At 68.2% G+C, this 15,582-nt stretch carries 17 protein-coding genes; 9 read left to right on the top strand and 8 right to left on the bottom strand.

The genetic code is table 11. The features are described from left to right. Positions 1–95: 95 nt before the first annotated feature. Entirely contained in the window at positions 96–1,241 is a 1,146-nt protein-coding gene (locus tag ACWCPQ_RS32755) for a M20 family metallopeptidase (protein ID WP_449906349.1), read from the bottom strand. Between the two features lie 288 nt (positions 1,242–1,529). Continuing rightward, entirely contained in the window at positions 1,530–2,234 is a 705-nt protein-coding gene (locus ACWCPQ_RS32760; protein WP_449906263.1) for an enoyl-CoA hydratase/isomerase family protein, read from the bottom strand. A 95-nt stretch (positions 2,235–2,329) separates the two neighbouring features. On the opposite strand from ACWCPQ_RS32760, the gene ACWCPQ_RS32765 reads away from it, so the two are divergent. Both ACWCPQ_RS32765 and ACWCPQ_RS32770 read left to right on the top strand, forming a co-directional pair. Then, entirely contained in the window at positions 2,330–3,109 is a 780-nt protein-coding gene (locus ACWCPQ_RS32765) for a purine-nucleoside phosphorylase (RefSeq protein WP_449906266.1), read from the top strand. Further along, positions 3,110–4,609 carry a phospho-sugar mutase gene (locus tag ACWCPQ_RS32770; RefSeq protein ID WP_449906269.1) on the top strand — a complete coding sequence of 500 codons (1,500 nt, stop codon included), beginning with the start codon at positions 3,110–3,112 and terminating at the stop codon, positions 4,607–4,609. A 6-nt stretch (positions 4,610–4,615) separates the two neighbouring features. Here the strand turns inward: ACWCPQ_RS32770 and upp are convergent, their stop codons facing one another. Beyond that, the gene (gene upp / locus ACWCPQ_RS32775; RefSeq protein WP_449906271.1) at positions 4,616–5,239 is read right to left on the bottom strand and encodes a uracil phosphoribosyltransferase; all 624 of its coding nucleotides are present in this window, start codon (positions 5,237–5,239) and stop codon (positions 4,616–4,618) included. A 151-nt stretch (positions 5,240–5,390) separates the two neighbouring features. On the opposite strand from upp, the gene ACWCPQ_RS32780 reads away from it, so the two are divergent. The 7 genes from ACWCPQ_RS32780 to ACWCPQ_RS32810 all read left to right on the top strand — a co-directional run bounded on the left by ACWCPQ_RS32780 (position 5,391) and on the right by ACWCPQ_RS32810 (position 10,184). Next, positions 5,391–5,705 carry a type VII secretion target gene (locus ACWCPQ_RS32780; RefSeq protein WP_449906273.1) on the top strand — a complete coding sequence of 105 codons (315 nt, stop codon included), beginning with the start codon at positions 5,391–5,393 and terminating at the stop codon, positions 5,703–5,705. A gap of 4 nt (positions 5,706–5,709) precedes the next feature. Then, entirely contained in the window at positions 5,710–6,804 is a 1,095-nt protein-coding gene (locus ACWCPQ_RS32785) for a C40 family peptidase (RefSeq protein ID WP_449906276.1), read from the top strand. Positions 6,805–6,870: 66 nt separating this feature from the next. After that, the gene (locus tag ACWCPQ_RS32790; RefSeq protein ID WP_449906279.1) at positions 6,871–7,221 is read left to right on the top strand and encodes a hypothetical protein; all 351 of its coding nucleotides are present in this window, start codon (positions 6,871–6,873) and stop codon (positions 7,219–7,221) included. A gap of 58 nt (positions 7,222–7,279) precedes the next feature. After that, positions 7,280–7,627, top strand: a complete 348-nt coding sequence (locus ACWCPQ_RS32795; protein ID WP_449906282.1) for a YbaB/EbfC family nucleoid-associated protein — start codon at positions 7,280–7,282, stop codon at positions 7,625–7,627. Positions 7,628–7,721: 94 nt separating this feature from the next. Next, positions 7,722–8,990 carry a primosomal protein gene (locus ACWCPQ_RS32800; protein WP_449906285.1) on the top strand — a complete coding sequence of 423 codons (1,269 nt, stop codon included), beginning with the start codon at positions 7,722–7,724 and terminating at the stop codon, positions 8,988–8,990. A gap of 210 nt (positions 8,991–9,200) precedes the next feature. Then, on the top strand, positions 9,201–9,398 hold the full coding sequence (locus ACWCPQ_RS32805) for a type II toxin-antitoxin system VapB family antitoxin (protein ID WP_449906288.1): 198 nt from the start codon (positions 9,201–9,203) through the stop codon (positions 9,396–9,398). 102 nt (positions 9,399–9,500) lie between these two features. Next, positions 9,501–10,184: a JAB domain-containing protein gene (locus ACWCPQ_RS32810; RefSeq protein WP_449906290.1), complete on the top strand. Its 684-nt coding sequence runs from the start codon at positions 9,501–9,503 to the stop codon at positions 10,182–10,184. Between the two features lie 55 nt (positions 10,185–10,239). On the opposite strand, the gene ACWCPQ_RS32815 is transcribed toward ACWCPQ_RS32810, so the two are convergent. The 5 genes from ACWCPQ_RS32815 to sdhA all read right to left on the bottom strand — a co-directional run bounded on the left by ACWCPQ_RS32815 (position 10,240) and on the right by sdhA (position 15,574). Then, complete coding sequence (locus ACWCPQ_RS32815; RefSeq protein ID WP_449906293.1) at positions 10,240–11,148, bottom strand: metal ABC transporter permease; 909 nt, start codon at positions 11,146–11,148, stop codon at positions 10,240–10,242. Positions 11,149–11,153: 5 nt separating this feature from the next. After that, the gene (locus ACWCPQ_RS32820) at positions 11,154–11,888 is read right to left on the bottom strand and encodes a metal ABC transporter ATP-binding protein (protein ID WP_449906296.1); all 735 of its coding nucleotides are present in this window, start codon (positions 11,886–11,888) and stop codon (positions 11,154–11,156) included. Further along, entirely contained in the window at positions 11,885–12,802 is a 918-nt protein-coding gene (locus tag ACWCPQ_RS32825) for a metal ABC transporter substrate-binding protein (RefSeq protein WP_449906299.1), read from the bottom strand. The genes ACWCPQ_RS32820 and ACWCPQ_RS32825 overlap by 4 nt, the downstream gene beginning before the upstream one ends. Positions 12,803–12,941: 139 nt before the next feature. After that, complete coding sequence (locus tag ACWCPQ_RS32830; RefSeq protein ID WP_449906302.1) at positions 12,942–13,715, bottom strand: succinate dehydrogenase iron-sulfur subunit; 774 nt, start codon at positions 13,713–13,715, stop codon at positions 12,942–12,944. After that, on the bottom strand, positions 13,715–15,574 hold the full coding sequence (gene sdhA / locus ACWCPQ_RS32835; protein ID WP_449906305.1) for a succinate dehydrogenase flavoprotein subunit: 1,860 nt from the start codon (positions 15,572–15,574) through the stop codon (positions 13,715–13,717). The genes ACWCPQ_RS32830 and sdhA overlap by 1 nt, the downstream gene beginning before the upstream one ends. Positions 15,575–15,582 lie beyond the last annotated feature (8 nt).

Genomic DNA, 15,582 nt, shown 5'->3' on the forward strand with positions numbered 1-15,582 from the left:
AGGCCTCGAAAGCGCATGAGCCGAAGGCTCGAGTCTCGAGGCCTGAACGGCGAGACTTCGGGGGCCTCGACCCCGCGCGCGCCAGCGCGCCGAAATCACTGTCCGGCTTGGAGGATGATGTTCGTCAGCGTCCGAACGCCGACCGGCAGTGCCCGCTCGTCGATATCGAATGTGGGCTGGTGCAGGTCGAGTTGTGGCCCTTCGCCGGACCAGACGCCGAGCCGGGCCATCGCGCCCGGGACTTCCTCCAGGTACCAGGAGAAGTCCTCGCCACCGCCGGATTGGGGGGTGTCGGCGAGAGCGTCGGGGGCGATGGCGCGGACCGCGTCGCTGAGCATGCGGACCGATTGTTCGTCGTTCACCACGGGGGGTACGCCGCGCCGGTAGTCGAGCTGGTAGCGCACGCCGGTGGGGGCGAGCAGGCCGTCGACGATTTCGCGCACCATCGGTTCGAGCAGTGCCCAGGTGGCGTGGTCGCCGGTGCGGACGGTGCCGGTGAGCATGCCGGTCTGCGGGATCGCGTTGGGTGCTTTTCCGGCGCTGACCGCGCCCCACACCATGACCGTGCTGGTGCGCGGGTCGATCCGGCGGGTGAGCAGGCCGGGCAGTCCGGTGATGACGGTGCCGATGGCGTAGACGAGGTCACTGGTGAGGTGCGGGCGTGACGTGTGCCCGCCGGGTGAGTCCAGGACCAGTTCGACCGTATCGGCGGCCGAGGTGATGGCGCCGACCCTGATACCGACCTTGCCCGCTTCCAGGCGGGGGTCGCAGTGGAGGGCGAATACCCGGTCCACGCCGTTCATCGCGCCTTGGGCGACCATATCGATGGCTCCGCCGGGCATGACCTCTTCGGCGTGCTGGAAGACCAGCCGCACTCCTACCGGCAGGTCGAGGTCGGCCAGGGCCAGCGCGGTGCCCAGCAGGATGCTGGTGTGCGCGTCGTGGCCGCAGGCGTGCGAGACGCCGGGGACGGTGGAGGCGAAGGGGCGGCCGGTGAATTCTTGGAGTGCCAGCGCGTCCATATCGGCGCGTAACGCGATGCGTGGGGCGTCTTCGGGTCCGATATCGCAGATCAGACCGGTACCGGTCGGCAGTACCCGGAAGGAGAGTCCGGCCTTGGTCAGCCAGGTGCCGACGAACTCGGTGGTCGCGAACTCGGTGCGGGACAGTTCCGGGTTGGCGTGGATGTGCCGGCGCCATTGGACGAGATCGACCGTGTGCTCGGCCAGCCACGCCGTCACCGCGTCCTGTCCGTCTCGCACCGTACGGCCGGTTGTGCTCACCGAATGTCCTCCTGTCGTAGAACGAGCAGCTGTGAACCACTTCTGCACGTGTACGGGCCACCCGAACACGTATCGTCCGCGACCGTGGCCGCGGTACATACCGGCGGTTCCGCTATCCCCCGGGGAACAGCCGTAACCTCCAGTTTCGCACCGCTGCCGGATCCGTGCGCGACGGCATCCGCGCCGCGCCCGCCGGTCCGGTGTGGTGGCCGCGTTCCGGCTGCCGCCCGGCGGGCTCGTTCGACGCTAGTTCGAGGCGAATGCCAGGTTATCGGGAGTGGTCGGTACCGCCAGGCCGGTCAGCGCCGTGGCGTGCAGGGAACGTTTGATGGCGGGCAGGCTGGGCGTCCGGTTGGCAGCCAGTCCGGCGGCTCGTTCCACCGCGGCGGCGCGCAGGGCCTCGGGGTCGGCGATATCGTCGACGATTCCCGACGCGAGTGCTTCCGCGGCCCCGAAGCGGTGCCCGGTGGTCATCGCGGTCAACGCCACCTGGTTGGTCAACCGGCTGCTGAGCAGGGCGTTCATCCCGACGGTGAAGGGCATTCCCAGATGTACCTCGGGTAGGCACCAGAAGCCGCGGTCGGCGCGCATGACCCGGAAGTCGTGCGAGGTCGCGAGCATGGCGCCGGCGCCGAAGGCGTGGCCGTTGACCGCGGCCACGGTGGGCAGCGGGAAGGCCAGGATCCGGCTGAACACGCTGTGCACGCGGTCGAGGTAGCCGTGCATCCGGTCGAGGTTGGCGAACAGCCAGTCGGTGTCGAGTCCATTGCTGAAGAACTTGCCGGTGGCCGTGGTGACCAGGGCGGCGGGTCCTTCGCTGGCGGCGACCGTGTCCAGCAGCGCGTGTGTCTCGTCTATCCACTCGTGGCTGAAGCGGTTCTCGCTGTCGGTCTGGCCTTCGTTGCCCAGGGTGAGCACGAAAACGTTCTCATCACGTTCCAGGTACGGCATCTGTGCAGCGTATCGGCTACGGGTCGGCGCGCGGTCGCGGGTGGGCGCAGGCGGTTCGGGCGGGCCGCGGTGCGCGAGGCCATAGACTGACCGCCATGCTTGCCGAAGAGGCCGCCGAGGAGATCGCGGTCCGGTCGTCGGTGGATCGACACCGGGTCGCCGTGGTGCTGGGTTCGGGATGGCAGGACGCTGTCGCCGAACTGGGGACCCCGAATGCCGAGATCCCGATGCCGGAGTTACCCGGGTTCGCCGCCCCCACCGCGCAGGGCCATGTCGGCCGGGTGGTGTCGGTATCGGTCGGCGACACCGACACCCTTGTACTCATGGGGCGCCAGCACCTGTACGAAGGCCATTCCGCCGAAGAGGTCGTACATCCGTTGCGTACTGCGGTGGCGGCGGGTGCCGAGACGGTGATCCTCACCAATGCCGCCGGCGGTATCCGGCCGGGCCTGCGGGTCGGGGAGGCGGTACTGGTGCGTGATCATGTGAATCTCACCGGGACGACCCCGCTGACCGGCGCCTCGTTCGTCGATATGGTCGACGCCTGGGATCCGGACTTGCGGCAGCTCGCCCGCCGCGTCGACCCCGATCTCACCGAGGGGGTATACGCCGGGCTCACCGGACCGCAGTACGAGACTCCCGCCGAGATCCGCATGCTGGCCGCGATCGGCGCCGACCTGGTGGGGATGTCGACGGTGCTCGAGGCCATCGCCGCGCGGGCCCTGGGGGTCAGGTTGCTCGGGATCTCGCTGGTCACGAATCTCGCGGCCGGGGTCACCGATGCCCCGCTCACCCATGCCGAGGTACTGGCGGAGGGACGCGCGGCGGCGCCGCGTCTGGGCAAACTGCTGCGTGGGCTGCTGGAGCAGCTGTAGATGCTGACCTTCGGCACAGCGGGTTTACGCGGGCCGCTGGCGCCCGGACCGGACGGGATGAACGAGTCCACGGTCGCCCGGGCCACGGCCGGGCTCGCGGCCTGGCTGCGGGATCGCTGTCTCGGCGGCGGCCGGGTGGTGGTCGGCCGGGACGCCCGGCACGGCTCGGCGGAGTTCGCCGAGGTCACCGCCGAAGTGCTGACGGCGGCCGGGTTCGCGGTCACCCGGCTGCCCGAACCGCTGCCGACGCCGGTGACCGCCTTCGCCGTCCGCGAATCGGGTGCGGTGGCGGGTGTGCAGATCACGGCGTCCCACAATCCGCCCGGCGACAACGGTTACAAGGTGTTCGTCGACGGTGGTACACAGCTGGCACCGCCCGCGGATACCGAGATCGAGCAGCGGATCACGGCGGTCACCGAACCGATCGACCGCGAGCCGGTGACCGCGTCGGGTGGTGAAGTCCTGTCGCGCTATCTGGCCCGGGTGGCGCAGTTGCCGCGCCTGATCGGCGGCGACGGGGAGCGTGCCGGGATCCGGATCGCGTTCACCCCGATGCACGGGGTGGGGGGCGCCGCCGCGGTGCACGCGCTCACCTCGGCCGGTTTCACCGATATCCACACGGTGGCCGAACAGTTCGCTCCCGATCCCGATTTCCCCACGGTGGCGTTCCCGAATCCCGAGGAGCCCGGGGCCGCGGATCTGCTGTTGCGGCTGGCGGAACGAGTGGACGCCGATCTCGCTGTGGCCCTGGATCCCGACGCGGACCGGTGCGCGCTGGGCATACCCACACCGGACGGCTGGCGGATGCTGCGCGGTGACGAGACCGGGGTCCTGCTGGCCGACGATGTCCTGCGCACCGCCGGGCCGGACGCCTTGGTGGCCACGACCATCGTGTCGTCGCGGCTGCTGTCACGGCTGGCCCCGGCGCGGGGCGCTCGCTACGCCGAAACCCTCACCGGGTTCAAATGGCTGGCCCGGGCCGGCGACGGTCTGGTCTATGCGTACGAAGAAGCCATCGGCCACTGCGTGGACCCGGCGACCGTGCGCGACAAGGACGGGATCTCCGCGGCCGTTCTGGCCGCCGACCTCGTTGCCCGGCTCCGTGCCCGCAGCCGCACCCTGTACGACGAACTCGACGATCTGGCGGTCGAGTTCGGTGTGCACGCCGTCGATCAGGTCTCGCTGCGGCTGCCCGATCAGCGGGCGGCGGCCGAGGTGGTCGCCGCGCTCCGGGCCGCGCCGCCCGGGACACTCGCCGGAACCGCGGTCGAGTTCACGGATATGTCGGCGGTACGGGGCCGGATGCGCACCGACGCACTGGTGTTCACCGGCGACGGGGTGCGGATGGTCGTCCGGCCCTCGGGTACCGAACCGAAGCTGAAATGCTATCTGGAAGTGGTCCGGCCGGTTTCCGGTCCCGCCGGGCTGCGGGCCGGTCGTGACACCGCGCGGGAGCTGCTCGCGGAGCTGGGCTCCTACTGTCGCACGCTGGCAGGCTGAGCGGTTTCAGCGCGGCCCGAACTGCCGGTCACCGGCGTCACCGAGCCCGGGCACGATATAGGCGTCGTCGTTGAGCCGGTCGTCGATCACGGCTGTCACCAGCCGGACCGGGTATCCCGAACCCGCCAGTGCCGCTATGCCTTCCGGTGCCGCGACCACACAGACCGCGGTGATGTCGGATGCGCCGCGGTCGGCGAGCAGGCCCAGTGTGTGCAGCATGGATCCGCCGGTGGCCAGCATCGGGTCCAGCACCATGACCGGGGTCGCCGCGAGATCGTCGGGCAGCGATTCCAGGTACGGGACCGGCCGGTGGGTCTCCTCGTTCCGGGCGACGCCGACGAAACCCACCTGTGAGTCGGGGATCAGATCGGTGGCCGCGTCGACCATGCCGAGTCCGGCCCGCAACACCGGTACCAGCAGCGGCGGCCGGGCCAGCCGCACACCGCGGGTGGCGGCGACGGGGGTGGTGATATCGAAATACTCCACGGGTGCGTCGCGCAGCGCCTCGTAGACCAGGAGTCTCGACAGATCTCGGAGCGCGGCCCGGAAGGCCGGGTCGGGTGTGCGTTCGTCACGGAGCGCGGTGAGCAGTATCGCCACCAGCGGATGATCCAGCGTGTGCGTGCGCATGAGTGAACGATAAAGTCGAAGGGGCGGGCGCGGTGGTCTCGACCTGACTTTCCACCGGTTCGGATTTCGGGGAACCGTGCGGGAAGCCGGTGCGTCGAAACCGGTGGATGACATACTCTGCCCGTTAACGAAGTCGATGGGGGAAACACTGATGGTGAACATCTCAGCCGATGCCCAGGGCATCGCGGCCTACGGCACTACGGCCGGGGTGATGGCCGCGGAACTGACCGCCGCGGGAACCGGGGCATCGGGGGCGGCACCCACGATCCTGGGGCCGATCTTCGGTTTGGTCGGCGGCGATTTCCTGGCTGCCTACGCGGCCGCGCACGCCGGGCACGTGGCGACGATCGGCCAGCTGTCCGCGGTTCTGGGCACGATGAGCGGAGCGGCGGGCGTGGCCGCGGTGAGTTACGCCGAGGCCGATATCAGCAATGCGGCCGCCCTGCGCGGTGCCGCCGGGGAGTGACCCGGTGATCGATATCAATACGCTGGCGAAGCCGATTCTCGATCTGCTCGCCAGTTTCGGCACCGGTGTGCTGGCGACCGGCGGTCCCGGTGACGCCCTGCGCGCCGCATCGACCGCCGTCGACCAGGTGCATACGCTGGGCCGCAACGGAATCAACCAGATGAACACCGCCTGGGACGGCACCGGCGCGGACGCCGCGACCTCCAAGGCCCTGCGGGTGCAGACCTCGGCCGCGAGCATCTCCGACCGCGGCAACGAGATGGCGACCGTGATGGGTCAGGCCGCCGCCCACGTGGAAACCGGCAACAAAGACCTCACCGCCATCGCGCAGTCGTTCGTGAACACCGCCAGCGCCGCGGCACCCGCCCTGGGCACACCGGCGGGCCTGTCGCTGCTGGTGGGCTCCGCCATCGACCATCTGGGCCAGGCGCTGGGCGTGGTCGGCCGGGTGCAGAACGAACTGCAGACCCAGACCGCCTCGATGAACGAACTCACCCCGCCGCCGACCACGCCGTCGGCCGCGAGCACCGCACCGGTGAGCACCCAGACCGTGTCCACGCTGACCTCGGGCCTGAGCAATGCGGCCGGGGTGGCCGGATCGTTGATGAGCACGGCCATGTCGTCGAGTTCCGGCGCCACCACCACCAGCTCCGGGACCCCCTCGAAGACGACCACCTCCGCCGGTACGAAGGCCGAAGGCGAGGGTGTGAAGGTGACGCTGCCGGACGGCAGTGTGGTGGAGGCACCGAACGAGAAGGCGGCCACCGCGGTGAAATCGGCGCTGGGCACTCTCGGTACCCCGTATGTCTGGGGCGGTAACACCCCGGGCTCCGGCCTGGACTGCAGCGGTATGACCAAATACGCCTATGGCGAGGCCGGTGTGGATCTTCCCCGGCTGGCCCACGAACAGGCCAACGGTGCCACACCGGTGTCCCCCGGTGACCTGGCACCCGGTGACCTCGCGGTATGGGACGGCCATGTGGCGATGGTGATCGGCAACGGTCAGTTGATCGAAGCCGGTGATCCGGTGCAGATCAGTTCGGTGCGGACGGAGAACAGCGGGATGGAGTTCCTCGGGTTCTATCGGCCCACGGAATGACCCGCGCAGAGCAAGAGGCCACCCGTTCCGGGGGCGGATATCCGATCATGACGACTGGACATAATTATGAGTGAGCAGCAGGTTCCCGAGGTGCCCAATGTCACGATGGCGGCGAGCCGCAATCGGGCGGGCACCCTGTCGGTGCGCGCCACGGACCAGGGTATGCCGGTGGAGATCAAATTCGAACGCAGCGAATACCGTTACGGCGCACAGGCTCTCGCCGACGAGATCCTGCGGCTGACCCGCCGTTCCACCATCGCGGCCAAAGCCAAGCGCCGGGAGATGCTGGCGGAGAACGGAATGCCGGCCGAGATCCTGGATCAGCTCGGTCTGCCGACCCGGCAGCAGGCGGTCGACGAACTGGATCGGATGGACGATGCCGATACCGGCCCGACCAGCTGGATGAGGCCGGTATGAGCAGCCGGCCCACCCGGTCCGACCCCAGCGGATTCCCGCTCGTATCCAGGAGGAATGTATGAGCGCCGAGATGGACGCCCTGGTCGCCGGTGCCACTCGAAAGCTGGAGGCGCTGGAGGCCGCGTTGTACGGACTCAAACAGGTCCGCGGCCGCTTCAGCACCGAGGACGGAATGGTGACCGCCGAGGTCGACAGCGACGGCGCGGTGGTGGCTCTGCAGCTCACCGAAGCCGTGACCGCGCTACCCCCCGCGGAAGCCGCACAGCTCATCATCTGGGCGTGCCGGCAGGCCGCCGAGGATGCGGGCGGCCGACGCTCGGAGGTCGTTGCCGCACTGAACGAATCGTTCGCACCGGCGCCGGAGGCCGTGATCGAACCGACCGGAACCCGGCCCGAAGGCGCCTGAGAAGGCAGCGCGCCGAGCGCCGCTCCGTCGCTGCTGAGGCGCTGTGGGAACCAGGGGTGGGCTCCGCCTTGCCGGACCTATTAGGCTTCGGCTTATGGCTTCTGGAGACATCGTCCCGATCGAGCTCGGTTTGACCGACGGCGATCTTGTCACCCTGTGGGCACCGCGCTGGCGTGACGGTGACGACGAGTGGGAGGCGTTCCTAGGGCATGAGGATGCCCTGTACGGCTTCGAGTCCGTGGCCGAACTAGCGGCCTTCATCCGGACCGATTCGGATAACGACCTGGTCGACCATCCGGCATGGAAGGTGGTCGCGGGCCTGTCGGCGGCCGAACTCGAACCGGACGACAACTACTCCTTCGACCTGGTCGGTGTCCCGGAGCTGGCCGCCGGTGAACCCGATGTGGACACCGTCGCCGAGTTGGAGGACACCTTGGCCATGGTGCGCAACATCGGCGAGGTCTGCGAACTCGAGACGGTCACCAAATTCTTCGGTTCGCACCCGTCGCTGGCAGCGCTGGCCGGCGGTACCCATATGTTCGCGGGCCGGGAAGGCCAGGAACTGTGGGACCGGATCGGTGCGGCGGTGGCCAAGAGCTGGGACGATGTCCTCGACGCCGTCGATTCGGTGGTCCGCGTTCCCGACGTCGACGCCGAGGCGGTCGCACTGGCCGAGGCCGAGTTGCTGGCCGCCGAGGAGAACGAGGTCGACGCCGACGACGCGGCCGATACCGACGACGACAGCGATTTCGAGCCCGTCGATCTGGACGAGGACGAAGACACCGACGACGAGGACGAGGACGACGACGAGGACCTCACGTTCTGGGAGGAAGTGGGCATCGACCCCGTCAAGATCGTGACGGCCGATACCGAGTACTTCACGCTGCGGTGCTATCTCGACGACGAACCGATCTTCCTCGGCGCCGAGAACTCCATCTCGGTGTTCGGCAGTGAACGTGCACTTGCACGGTATCTCGCCGACGATCACGAACACGATCTGTCCCGGATCAGTACCTACGCCGAGGTACAGACCGCGGCCATCGACGGATCGCTCGAGGTCGAGGTCACCGAGGAGAACGTCTACGTACTTCCCGGCCTGGCCGACGACCTCGCCGAGGGACCGGAGGCGGTCGACACCGAGCAGCTGGACCTGGTGCTGGAGCTGTTCTCCGATGCCGCCGATTACGCCGACGACGAGACAGTGGAGCAGGCCCTGTCCAAATCGACCCCGCTCGGGTGGTACGTCTCCTACCTGCTCAACCCGGATCCGACCCGGATGGCACCCAATCCGCCGTTCGACGCCGAATCCCGGGCCTGGCGCGAACTCGAACGCAATTTCGAGTCGCGGCTCACTCCGCGCTGATCGGGGAACCGGCTCTGTCACCGCGGTGCCACCGGCACGGCGGCCCCGTTAGGTCTCGATGTGGACACGTGGCGTGACATTCCGTCTATAAACGCGTACCGACTCGGCAAACTGACTGGCCAGCGGCGTTTGTTCGCGTAGTCGTTGCCGGGCGTGCCCGGATGCCGACACCACGCCGCCGCACCAGGGCGGATGTACGAAGGAGGACGCATGCCGACAGTGCGGATCGAACTGGATCAGGACCTGTTGGTCGCCGCCGGGGCCATCATGGGCACCGCGACCAGTAAGGCGACCATTCACGAGGCCTTGCGCCGGATCGTGGTACACGAGCGCCAGCTACGGCATTTCGAGCGGCTGGCCGCGTCGGCACTGAACCGATCCCCGCGCCCCGCGGTGGTCGACGGCTGATCCGTCCGGTTCCACCGTCACGGCCCACCGCCCGGCCCACTCGTCGAAAACTGTCGGTACTCGCTGGCATGATCCGGACGCACGAAGTCTGGAGGGGGATTCATGCCGGTACCGATCATCGATCTGCCCACGGCACAGCGACCACGCGAACGTCTCTGTGCGCTCGGGCCGCAAGCGTTGAGCGACGGGGAACTGCTGGCGTTGCTGCTGGGCCAGGGCCGCCGCGGGGAGAGCGCCGTCGAACTCGCTCTCGCCCTGCTCACGGAGTACGGCGGGGTCTGCGGGCTGGCCTCGGCACGACCGGAGGAGTTGCTGCGCCGTCCGGGGGTGGGGGTGGCCAAAGCCGCGGCGATCGCCGCGGCGTTCCAGCTCGCCGCTCGGGCGCGCGCCGGGGCCGAGCCCCCGGCGCCACTGCTGCGGGCCGGCGATGTGGCCCGGGAGGCCGCACCGCTGTTCGCGGGCGCCCGGGTGGAGCGGCTGCTGGTGCTGATCTGCGATGCGCGCAACCGGCCACGGCAGCGGGTCTTCGTCGCCGAAGGCGCCATCGACGAGGTGGCGGTACCGGTTCGCGAGATCCTGAACACGGTTCTGCGCCACGACGGCCGCGCCTTCGCGCTGGCCCACAATCACCCCTCCGGTGATCCGACGCCCAGCCCGGACGATCGCCGGGCCAGTACGCTGCTCGCCGCGGCGGCGCGGACGGTGGGGTTGCGGTTCCTGGACCATGTGGTGCTCGCGGGCGAGAGCTGGCGGCGCGCCTCCCCGTTCGACGAGGATTTCCCGTGAGTCACCGCCCCACCGCTACCGGGCCCGCGGCACAACCGGGCCGAACGCAGCTCGCTCAGGCGTCCGGTTCGGCGACAGCGGCCACCGGCCCGGCAGCGGCCGCGCTCCGGGCCCGGCGGCGGCCGGCGGCCAGGCGGGAACCGATCAACCCCTGCCGCGGCGCGAACAGATAGACCGCGGTGAACACCACGCCCTGGGCCAGCACAATGGTGGCGCCCGGCGCGGTATCGGCGTAATAACTCACGTACAGGCCGGTGATCGCGCAGATTCCCGACAGCGTCGGGGCGATCATCAGCATCCGTCCGAACCGATCGGTGAGCAGATAGGCGGTCGCGCCGGGAATGATCAACATCGCCACCACGAGGATCACGCCGACCGCCTGTAACGCCACCACCGAGGTCAGGGCGAGCAGGCCGAGCAGGGTCGCACCGAGAACCCGCGGATTCAGCCCGAGCGCGTAGGCATGGATGGGGTCGAAGGCGTACAGCGTGAAGTCGCGGCGTTTGAGGACGAGCGCGGCGAAGACGAAGGCGGCCAGCCCGGTGATCTGGATCAGCTCCTCCTGGCTCACCCCCAGCAGGTTGCCGAAGATGATGTGGTTGAGATCGGTATTGCTGGGTGTCACCGAGATGAGTACCAGGCCGAAGGCGAACAGCGTGGTGAACACGATACCGATGGCCGCGTCCTCCTTCACCCGGCTCGTATCGCGGACCAATCCGATCAATCCGACTGCCAGGAACCCGAAGATCACCGCGCCGACGGCGAACGGGACCCCCGCGATATAGGCGAGCACCACGCCCGGCAGCACCGCGTGTGAGACCGCGTCCCCCATCAGCGACCAGCCCACCAGGACGAGCCAGCAGGACAGCAGGCCGCAGACGACCGCCGCGACGACGCTGGCGGTGAGCGCCCGCACCATGAATGCGTAGCGCATCGGTTCGAGGAGGAATTCGAGCAGGTCCATCACACTCACCGCTGCCCGATGACATCGAGGCCGAAGGCGAGCGCGAGGTTTTCCGGTCGCAACGCCTCCGCCGGGGCACCGTGCACCAGTACCCGTCGCATCAGCAAAACGGCTTCGTCGGCCAGTCCGGGCAGCGCGTGCAGATCGTGTGTGGAGATCAGCACGGTCGCCCCGTCGGCGGCGAGTTCCTTCAGCAGGCCGGTGATCGTCGCCTCGGATCTCTTGTCCACTCCGGCGAACGGTTCGTCGAGCAGCAGGATCCGCGCACCCTGCGCGATACCGCGGGCCACGAACGCCCGTTTGCGCTGTCCACCGGAGAGCTGACCGATCTGACGGCCGGCCAGATCGGTCAGCTCGACCCGTTCCAGCGCTTCGTCCACCGCGGCCCGGTCGGCTCGGCTCGCACGCCGGGTGAACCCCATCCGCCCGTACCGTCCGGTGGTCACCACATCGCGGACCGACAGCGGGAACGACCAGTCCACCGCCTCGTTCTGCGGTACGTAACCCAGCACACCGGCCCGCCGGGCCGTCGGCGGTGTCGCACCGCCGATCCGGACCGTGCCGCGATCCGGGGTGATCATGCCCATGATGGTCTTGAACAGGGTCGATTTCCCGGACCCGTTCATGCCGATGAGGGCGCACACCCGGCCGGCATCCACGCTCAGCCGGACCTCGTCCAGGGCCTGGACCTCGCCGTAGTAGACGGTGACGCCGTCGACGTCGATCGCGGGGATTGTCATGGCCTGCTCCCGGTGAGTGCTGCGGCTATGGTCTCGGCGTCGTGCCGGATCAGGTCCAGATAGGTCGGTACCGGGCCGTCGGCGGCCGAGAGCGAATCAACGTAGAGCATCCCGCCGAACTTCGCGCCGGTGGCTTCGACGACGCGGCGCATCGGGGCATCGGAGACGGTGGATTCGCAGAAAACCGCCGGGACCTCGTGGTCCCGAACATATTCGATGACCCCGGTGATCTGCTGCGGAGTGGCCTGCTGTTCGGCGTTGACCGGCCAGATGTAGTACTCCGACAGCCCGGCGTCGCGGGCCAGATAGGAGAACGCGCCTTCACAGGTCACCAGCGCACGCTGGCGCCGGGGCAGGTTCGCGAGATCGGCGACGAGCTCGTCGTGTACCTGCTGCAACTGCTGTTTGTAGGTCTCGCCGTTGGCATGGAAGACCGCCGCGTGTCCGGGAACGAGCCGGGAGAAGGCGGCGACGATATTGTCCACGTAGGTCTGCACGTTCAGCGGTGACATCCAGGCATGCGGATTGGGTTTCCCGGCGTAGGCGTCGGAGGTGATCGGGACCGACGCCACCCCCTCGCTCACGGTGACGTGTTCGGCGTCGAGATCGGCGACGAACTGGCCGAACCAGGCTTCCAGGTTCATCCCGTTGTCGAGGATGAGGTCGGCTTTGGCGGCGCGTTTGATATCGCCCGGTGTGGGTTCGTAGCCGTGGATCTCGGCGCCGGGTTTGGTGAGCGACTGGACTTCGAGATATCCGCCCGCGACGTTCTGGGCGATATCGGCCAGCACCGTGAAGGTGGTGGCGACGACCGGCTCTCCGGTACGCGGCAGGTGGAACGTATCGCAGGCGGTGAGGACGACGGTGAGGCCGCAGGCCGCGAGCACGGCGGCGATCCGGGGAAACACCTGCATTCCGAACCACCGCCTTCCACTCGGAATGGTAAGTTCGGGTACCCGAATTATCAAGTTCGTGCGACGGAATACAAACGGTCGGAAAGGCAGAACCGCCCCCGTGCCGGGCACGGGGGCGGTTCTGTCGGCAGGTGCGGGCTCAGCGCGCGAACAGCAGAGCCCGTTTCACCTCCTGGATGGCCTTGGTGACCTCGATACCACGCGGGCAGGCATCCGTGCAGTTGAAGGTGGTGCGGCAGCGCCACACACCGTCGACCTCGTTGAGGATGTCCAGACGTTCCCGGGCAGCCTCGTCCCGGCTGTCGAAGATGAAGCGGTGCGCGTTCACGATCGCGGCCGGGCCGAAGTAGCTGCCGTCGGTCCAGTACACCGGGCACGAGGTAGTGCAGCAGGCGCACAGGATGCACTTGGTGGTGTCGTCGAACCGGGCGCGGTCGGCCTGGCTCTGGATCCGCTCGTAGGTCGGCTCGTTACCGGAGGTGATCAGGTACGGCTTCACCGCGCGGAACGCGTCGAAGAACGGTTCCATGTCCACGACCAGGTCCTTCTCGACCGGCAGACCACGGATGGGCTCGACGGTGATGGTGACCGGCTTACCGTTCTTCGGCAGCATGTCCTTCATCAGGACCTTGCAGGCCAGCCGGTTCACCCCGTTGATCCGCATCGCATCGGACCCGCACACACCGTGTGCGCAGGAGCGCCGGAAGGTGAGCGTGCCGTCCAGGTAGGACTTGATGTAGATGAGGATGTTCAGGAACCGGTCCGTCGACAGCGCGGGCACCTGGAACGACTCCCAGCGCTGCCCCTCGCCGTCTTCGGGGTTGAACCGCGCCACCTTGACGGTGATCATGGTCGAACCTTCGGGAACCGGCGCCGGGCTCGCGGCCGTGGGATTCTCGGCTACAGCGGTCATCAGTACTTACGCTCCATCGGCTCGTAACGGGTCTGCACCACCGGTTTGAAGTCGAGGCGGATATCGGAGAGGAGATCCGCGCCCTCCTTGTAGGCCATCGTGTGCCGCATGAAGTTCACGTCGTCGCGGTCCGGGTAGTCCTCGCGCGCGTGCCCGCCACGCGACTCCTTGCGGTTGAGCGCCCCGACCACCGTGACTTCGGCCAGCTCCAGCAGGAAGCCGAGCTCGACGGCCTCGAGCAGATCGCTGTTGTAGCGTTTGCCCTTGTCCTGCACCGTGATCCGGGCGTAGCGCTCTTTGAGCGCGTGGATATCGGTGAGGGCCTGCTTGAGGGTGTCCTCGGTGCGGAACACCGATGCGTTGTTGTCCATCGACCGCTGCAGTTCGGTGCGGATATCGGCGACCCGCTCGTTGCCGTGGTCGGACAGGATCAGCGCCAGCCAGTCCTGCACCATCTGCGCCGGACTCTCCGGCATATCGACGAATTCGGCGCGGTGCGCGTACTCCGCGGCGGCGATACCGGCCCGGCGGCCGAACACATTGATATCGAGCAGCGAGTTGGTGCCGAGCCGGTTGGCTCCGTGCACCGAGACGCAGGCGCATTCACCGGCGGCGTAGAGGCCCGGAATGATGTCGGTGTTGTTCTTCAGCACCTCGCCCTCGATCCGGGTGGGGATACCGCCCATCACGTAATGGCAGGTGGGGAACACCGGTACCAGTTCCTTCACCGGGTCCACACCCAGGTAGGTGCGGGCGAATTCGGTGATATCGGGGAGCTTCTCTTCGAGGACGTCCTCGCCGAGGTGGGTCACGTCGATGTAGACGTAATCCTTGTTCGGTCCGGCTCCCCGGCCCTCGAGCACCTCGAGCACCATGGAGCGGGCGACGATATCGCGCGGCGCGAGGTCCTTGATGGTGGGCGCGTAGCGCTCCATGAAGCGCTCGCCGTCGGCGTTGCGCAGGATGCCGCCCTCACCGCGGACGGCTTCGGAGATCAGGATGCCCAGACCGGCCAGACCCGTCGGATGGAACTGGTGGAATTCCATGTCCTCGAGCGGCAGGCCCTTGCGGAACACGATCGCCATGCCGTCGCCGGTGAGCGTGTGCGCGTTCGAGGTGGTCTTGTACATCCGGCCCGAACCGCCGGTCGCGAAAACGATCGACTTCGCGTGGAAGACGTGCAGCTCGCCGGTGGCCAGCTCGTAGGCGACCACACCGGTGGCGACCTGGCCACGGTCGGTATCGGTCAGCACGAGGTCCAGCACATAGAACTCGTTGTAGAACTCGACGTCGTGCTTGACGCAGTTCTGGTACAGGGTCTGCAGGATCATGTGACCGGTGCGGTCGGCGGCGTAGCAGGCCCGCCGGACCGGGGCTTTGCCGTGGTCACGGGTGTGCCCGCCGAACCGGCGCTGGTCGATCTTGCCCTCGGGCGTGCGGTTGAACGGCAGGCCCATCTTCTCCAGGTCCAGCACCGCGTCGATGGCCTCTTTGGCCATGATCTCCGCCGCGTCCTGGTCGACCAGGTAGTCGCCACCCTTGACCGTGTCGAAGGTGTGCCACTCCCAGTTGTCCTCTTCGACGTTGGCCAGGGCCGCGCACATACCGCCCTGCGCCGCGCCGGTATGGCTGCGGGTGGGGTACAGCTTGGTCAGTACCGCGGTCCGCGCCCGGGGGCCGGCCTCGATGGCCGCACGCATACCCGCGCCACCGGCGCCGACGATCACGACGTCGTAGCGGTGCTCCTGAACAGGTCGGGATTCGACGGATCCGCTGGTTCGTTCACTGCTCTCACCTGCGGCGCCACTTCCTTCGCTGCGCTCACCGGTAGCGTCGATTCGTTCGCTGCGCTCACTCATGCGAGGGG

The sequence above is a fragment of the Nocardia sp. NPDC001965 genome, assembly GCF_053594175.1.

Coding starts and splice junctions, on each gene's coding strand:
- ACWCPQ_RS32760 (WP_449906263.1), bottom strand. CDS start 2,234: ATGCCGTACCTGGAACGTGATGAGAACGTTTTCGTGCTCACCCTGGGC.
- ACWCPQ_RS32765 (WP_449906266.1), top strand. CDS start 2,330: ATGCTTGCCGAAGAGGCCGCCGAGGAGATCGCGGTCCGGTCGTCGGTG.
- ACWCPQ_RS32770 (WP_449906269.1), top strand. CDS start 3,110: ATGCTGACCTTCGGCACAGCGGGTTTACGCGGGCCGCTGGCGCCCGGA.
- upp (WP_449906271.1), bottom strand. CDS start 5,239: ATGCGCACGCACACGCTGGATCATCCGCTGGTGGCGATACTGCTCACC.
- ACWCPQ_RS32780 (WP_449906273.1), top strand. CDS start 5,391: ATGGTGAACATCTCAGCCGATGCCCAGGGCATCGCGGCCTACGGCACT.
- ACWCPQ_RS32790 (WP_449906279.1), top strand. CDS start 6,871: ATGAGTGAGCAGCAGGTTCCCGAGGTGCCCAATGTCACGATGGCGGCG.
- ACWCPQ_RS32795 (WP_449906282.1), top strand. CDS start 7,280: ATGAGCGCCGAGATGGACGCCCTGGTCGCCGGTGCCACTCGAAAGCTG.
- ACWCPQ_RS32800 (WP_449906285.1), top strand. CDS start 7,722: ATGGCTTCTGGAGACATCGTCCCGATCGAGCTCGGTTTGACCGACGGC.
- ACWCPQ_RS32805 (WP_449906288.1), top strand. CDS start 9,201: ATGCCGACAGTGCGGATCGAACTGGATCAGGACCTGTTGGTCGCCGCC.
- ACWCPQ_RS32810 (WP_449906290.1), top strand. CDS start 9,501: ATGCCGGTACCGATCATCGATCTGCCCACGGCACAGCGACCACGCGAA.
- ACWCPQ_RS32815 (WP_449906293.1), bottom strand. CDS start 11,148: ATGGACCTGCTCGAATTCCTCCTCGAACCGATGCGCTACGCATTCATG.
- ACWCPQ_RS32820 (WP_449906296.1), bottom strand. CDS start 11,888: ATGACAATCCCCGCGATCGACGTCGACGGCGTCACCGTCTACTACGGC.
- ACWCPQ_RS32825 (WP_449906299.1), bottom strand. CDS start 12,802: ATGCAGGTGTTTCCCCGGATCGCCGCCGTGCTCGCGGCCTGCGGCCTC.
- ACWCPQ_RS32830 (WP_449906302.1), bottom strand. CDS start 13,715: ATGACCGCTGTAGCCGAGAATCCCACGGCCGCGAGCCCGGCGCCGGTT.
- sdhA (WP_449906305.1), bottom strand. CDS start 15,574: ATGAGTGAGCGCAGCGAACGAATCGACGCTACCGGTGAGCGCAGCGAA.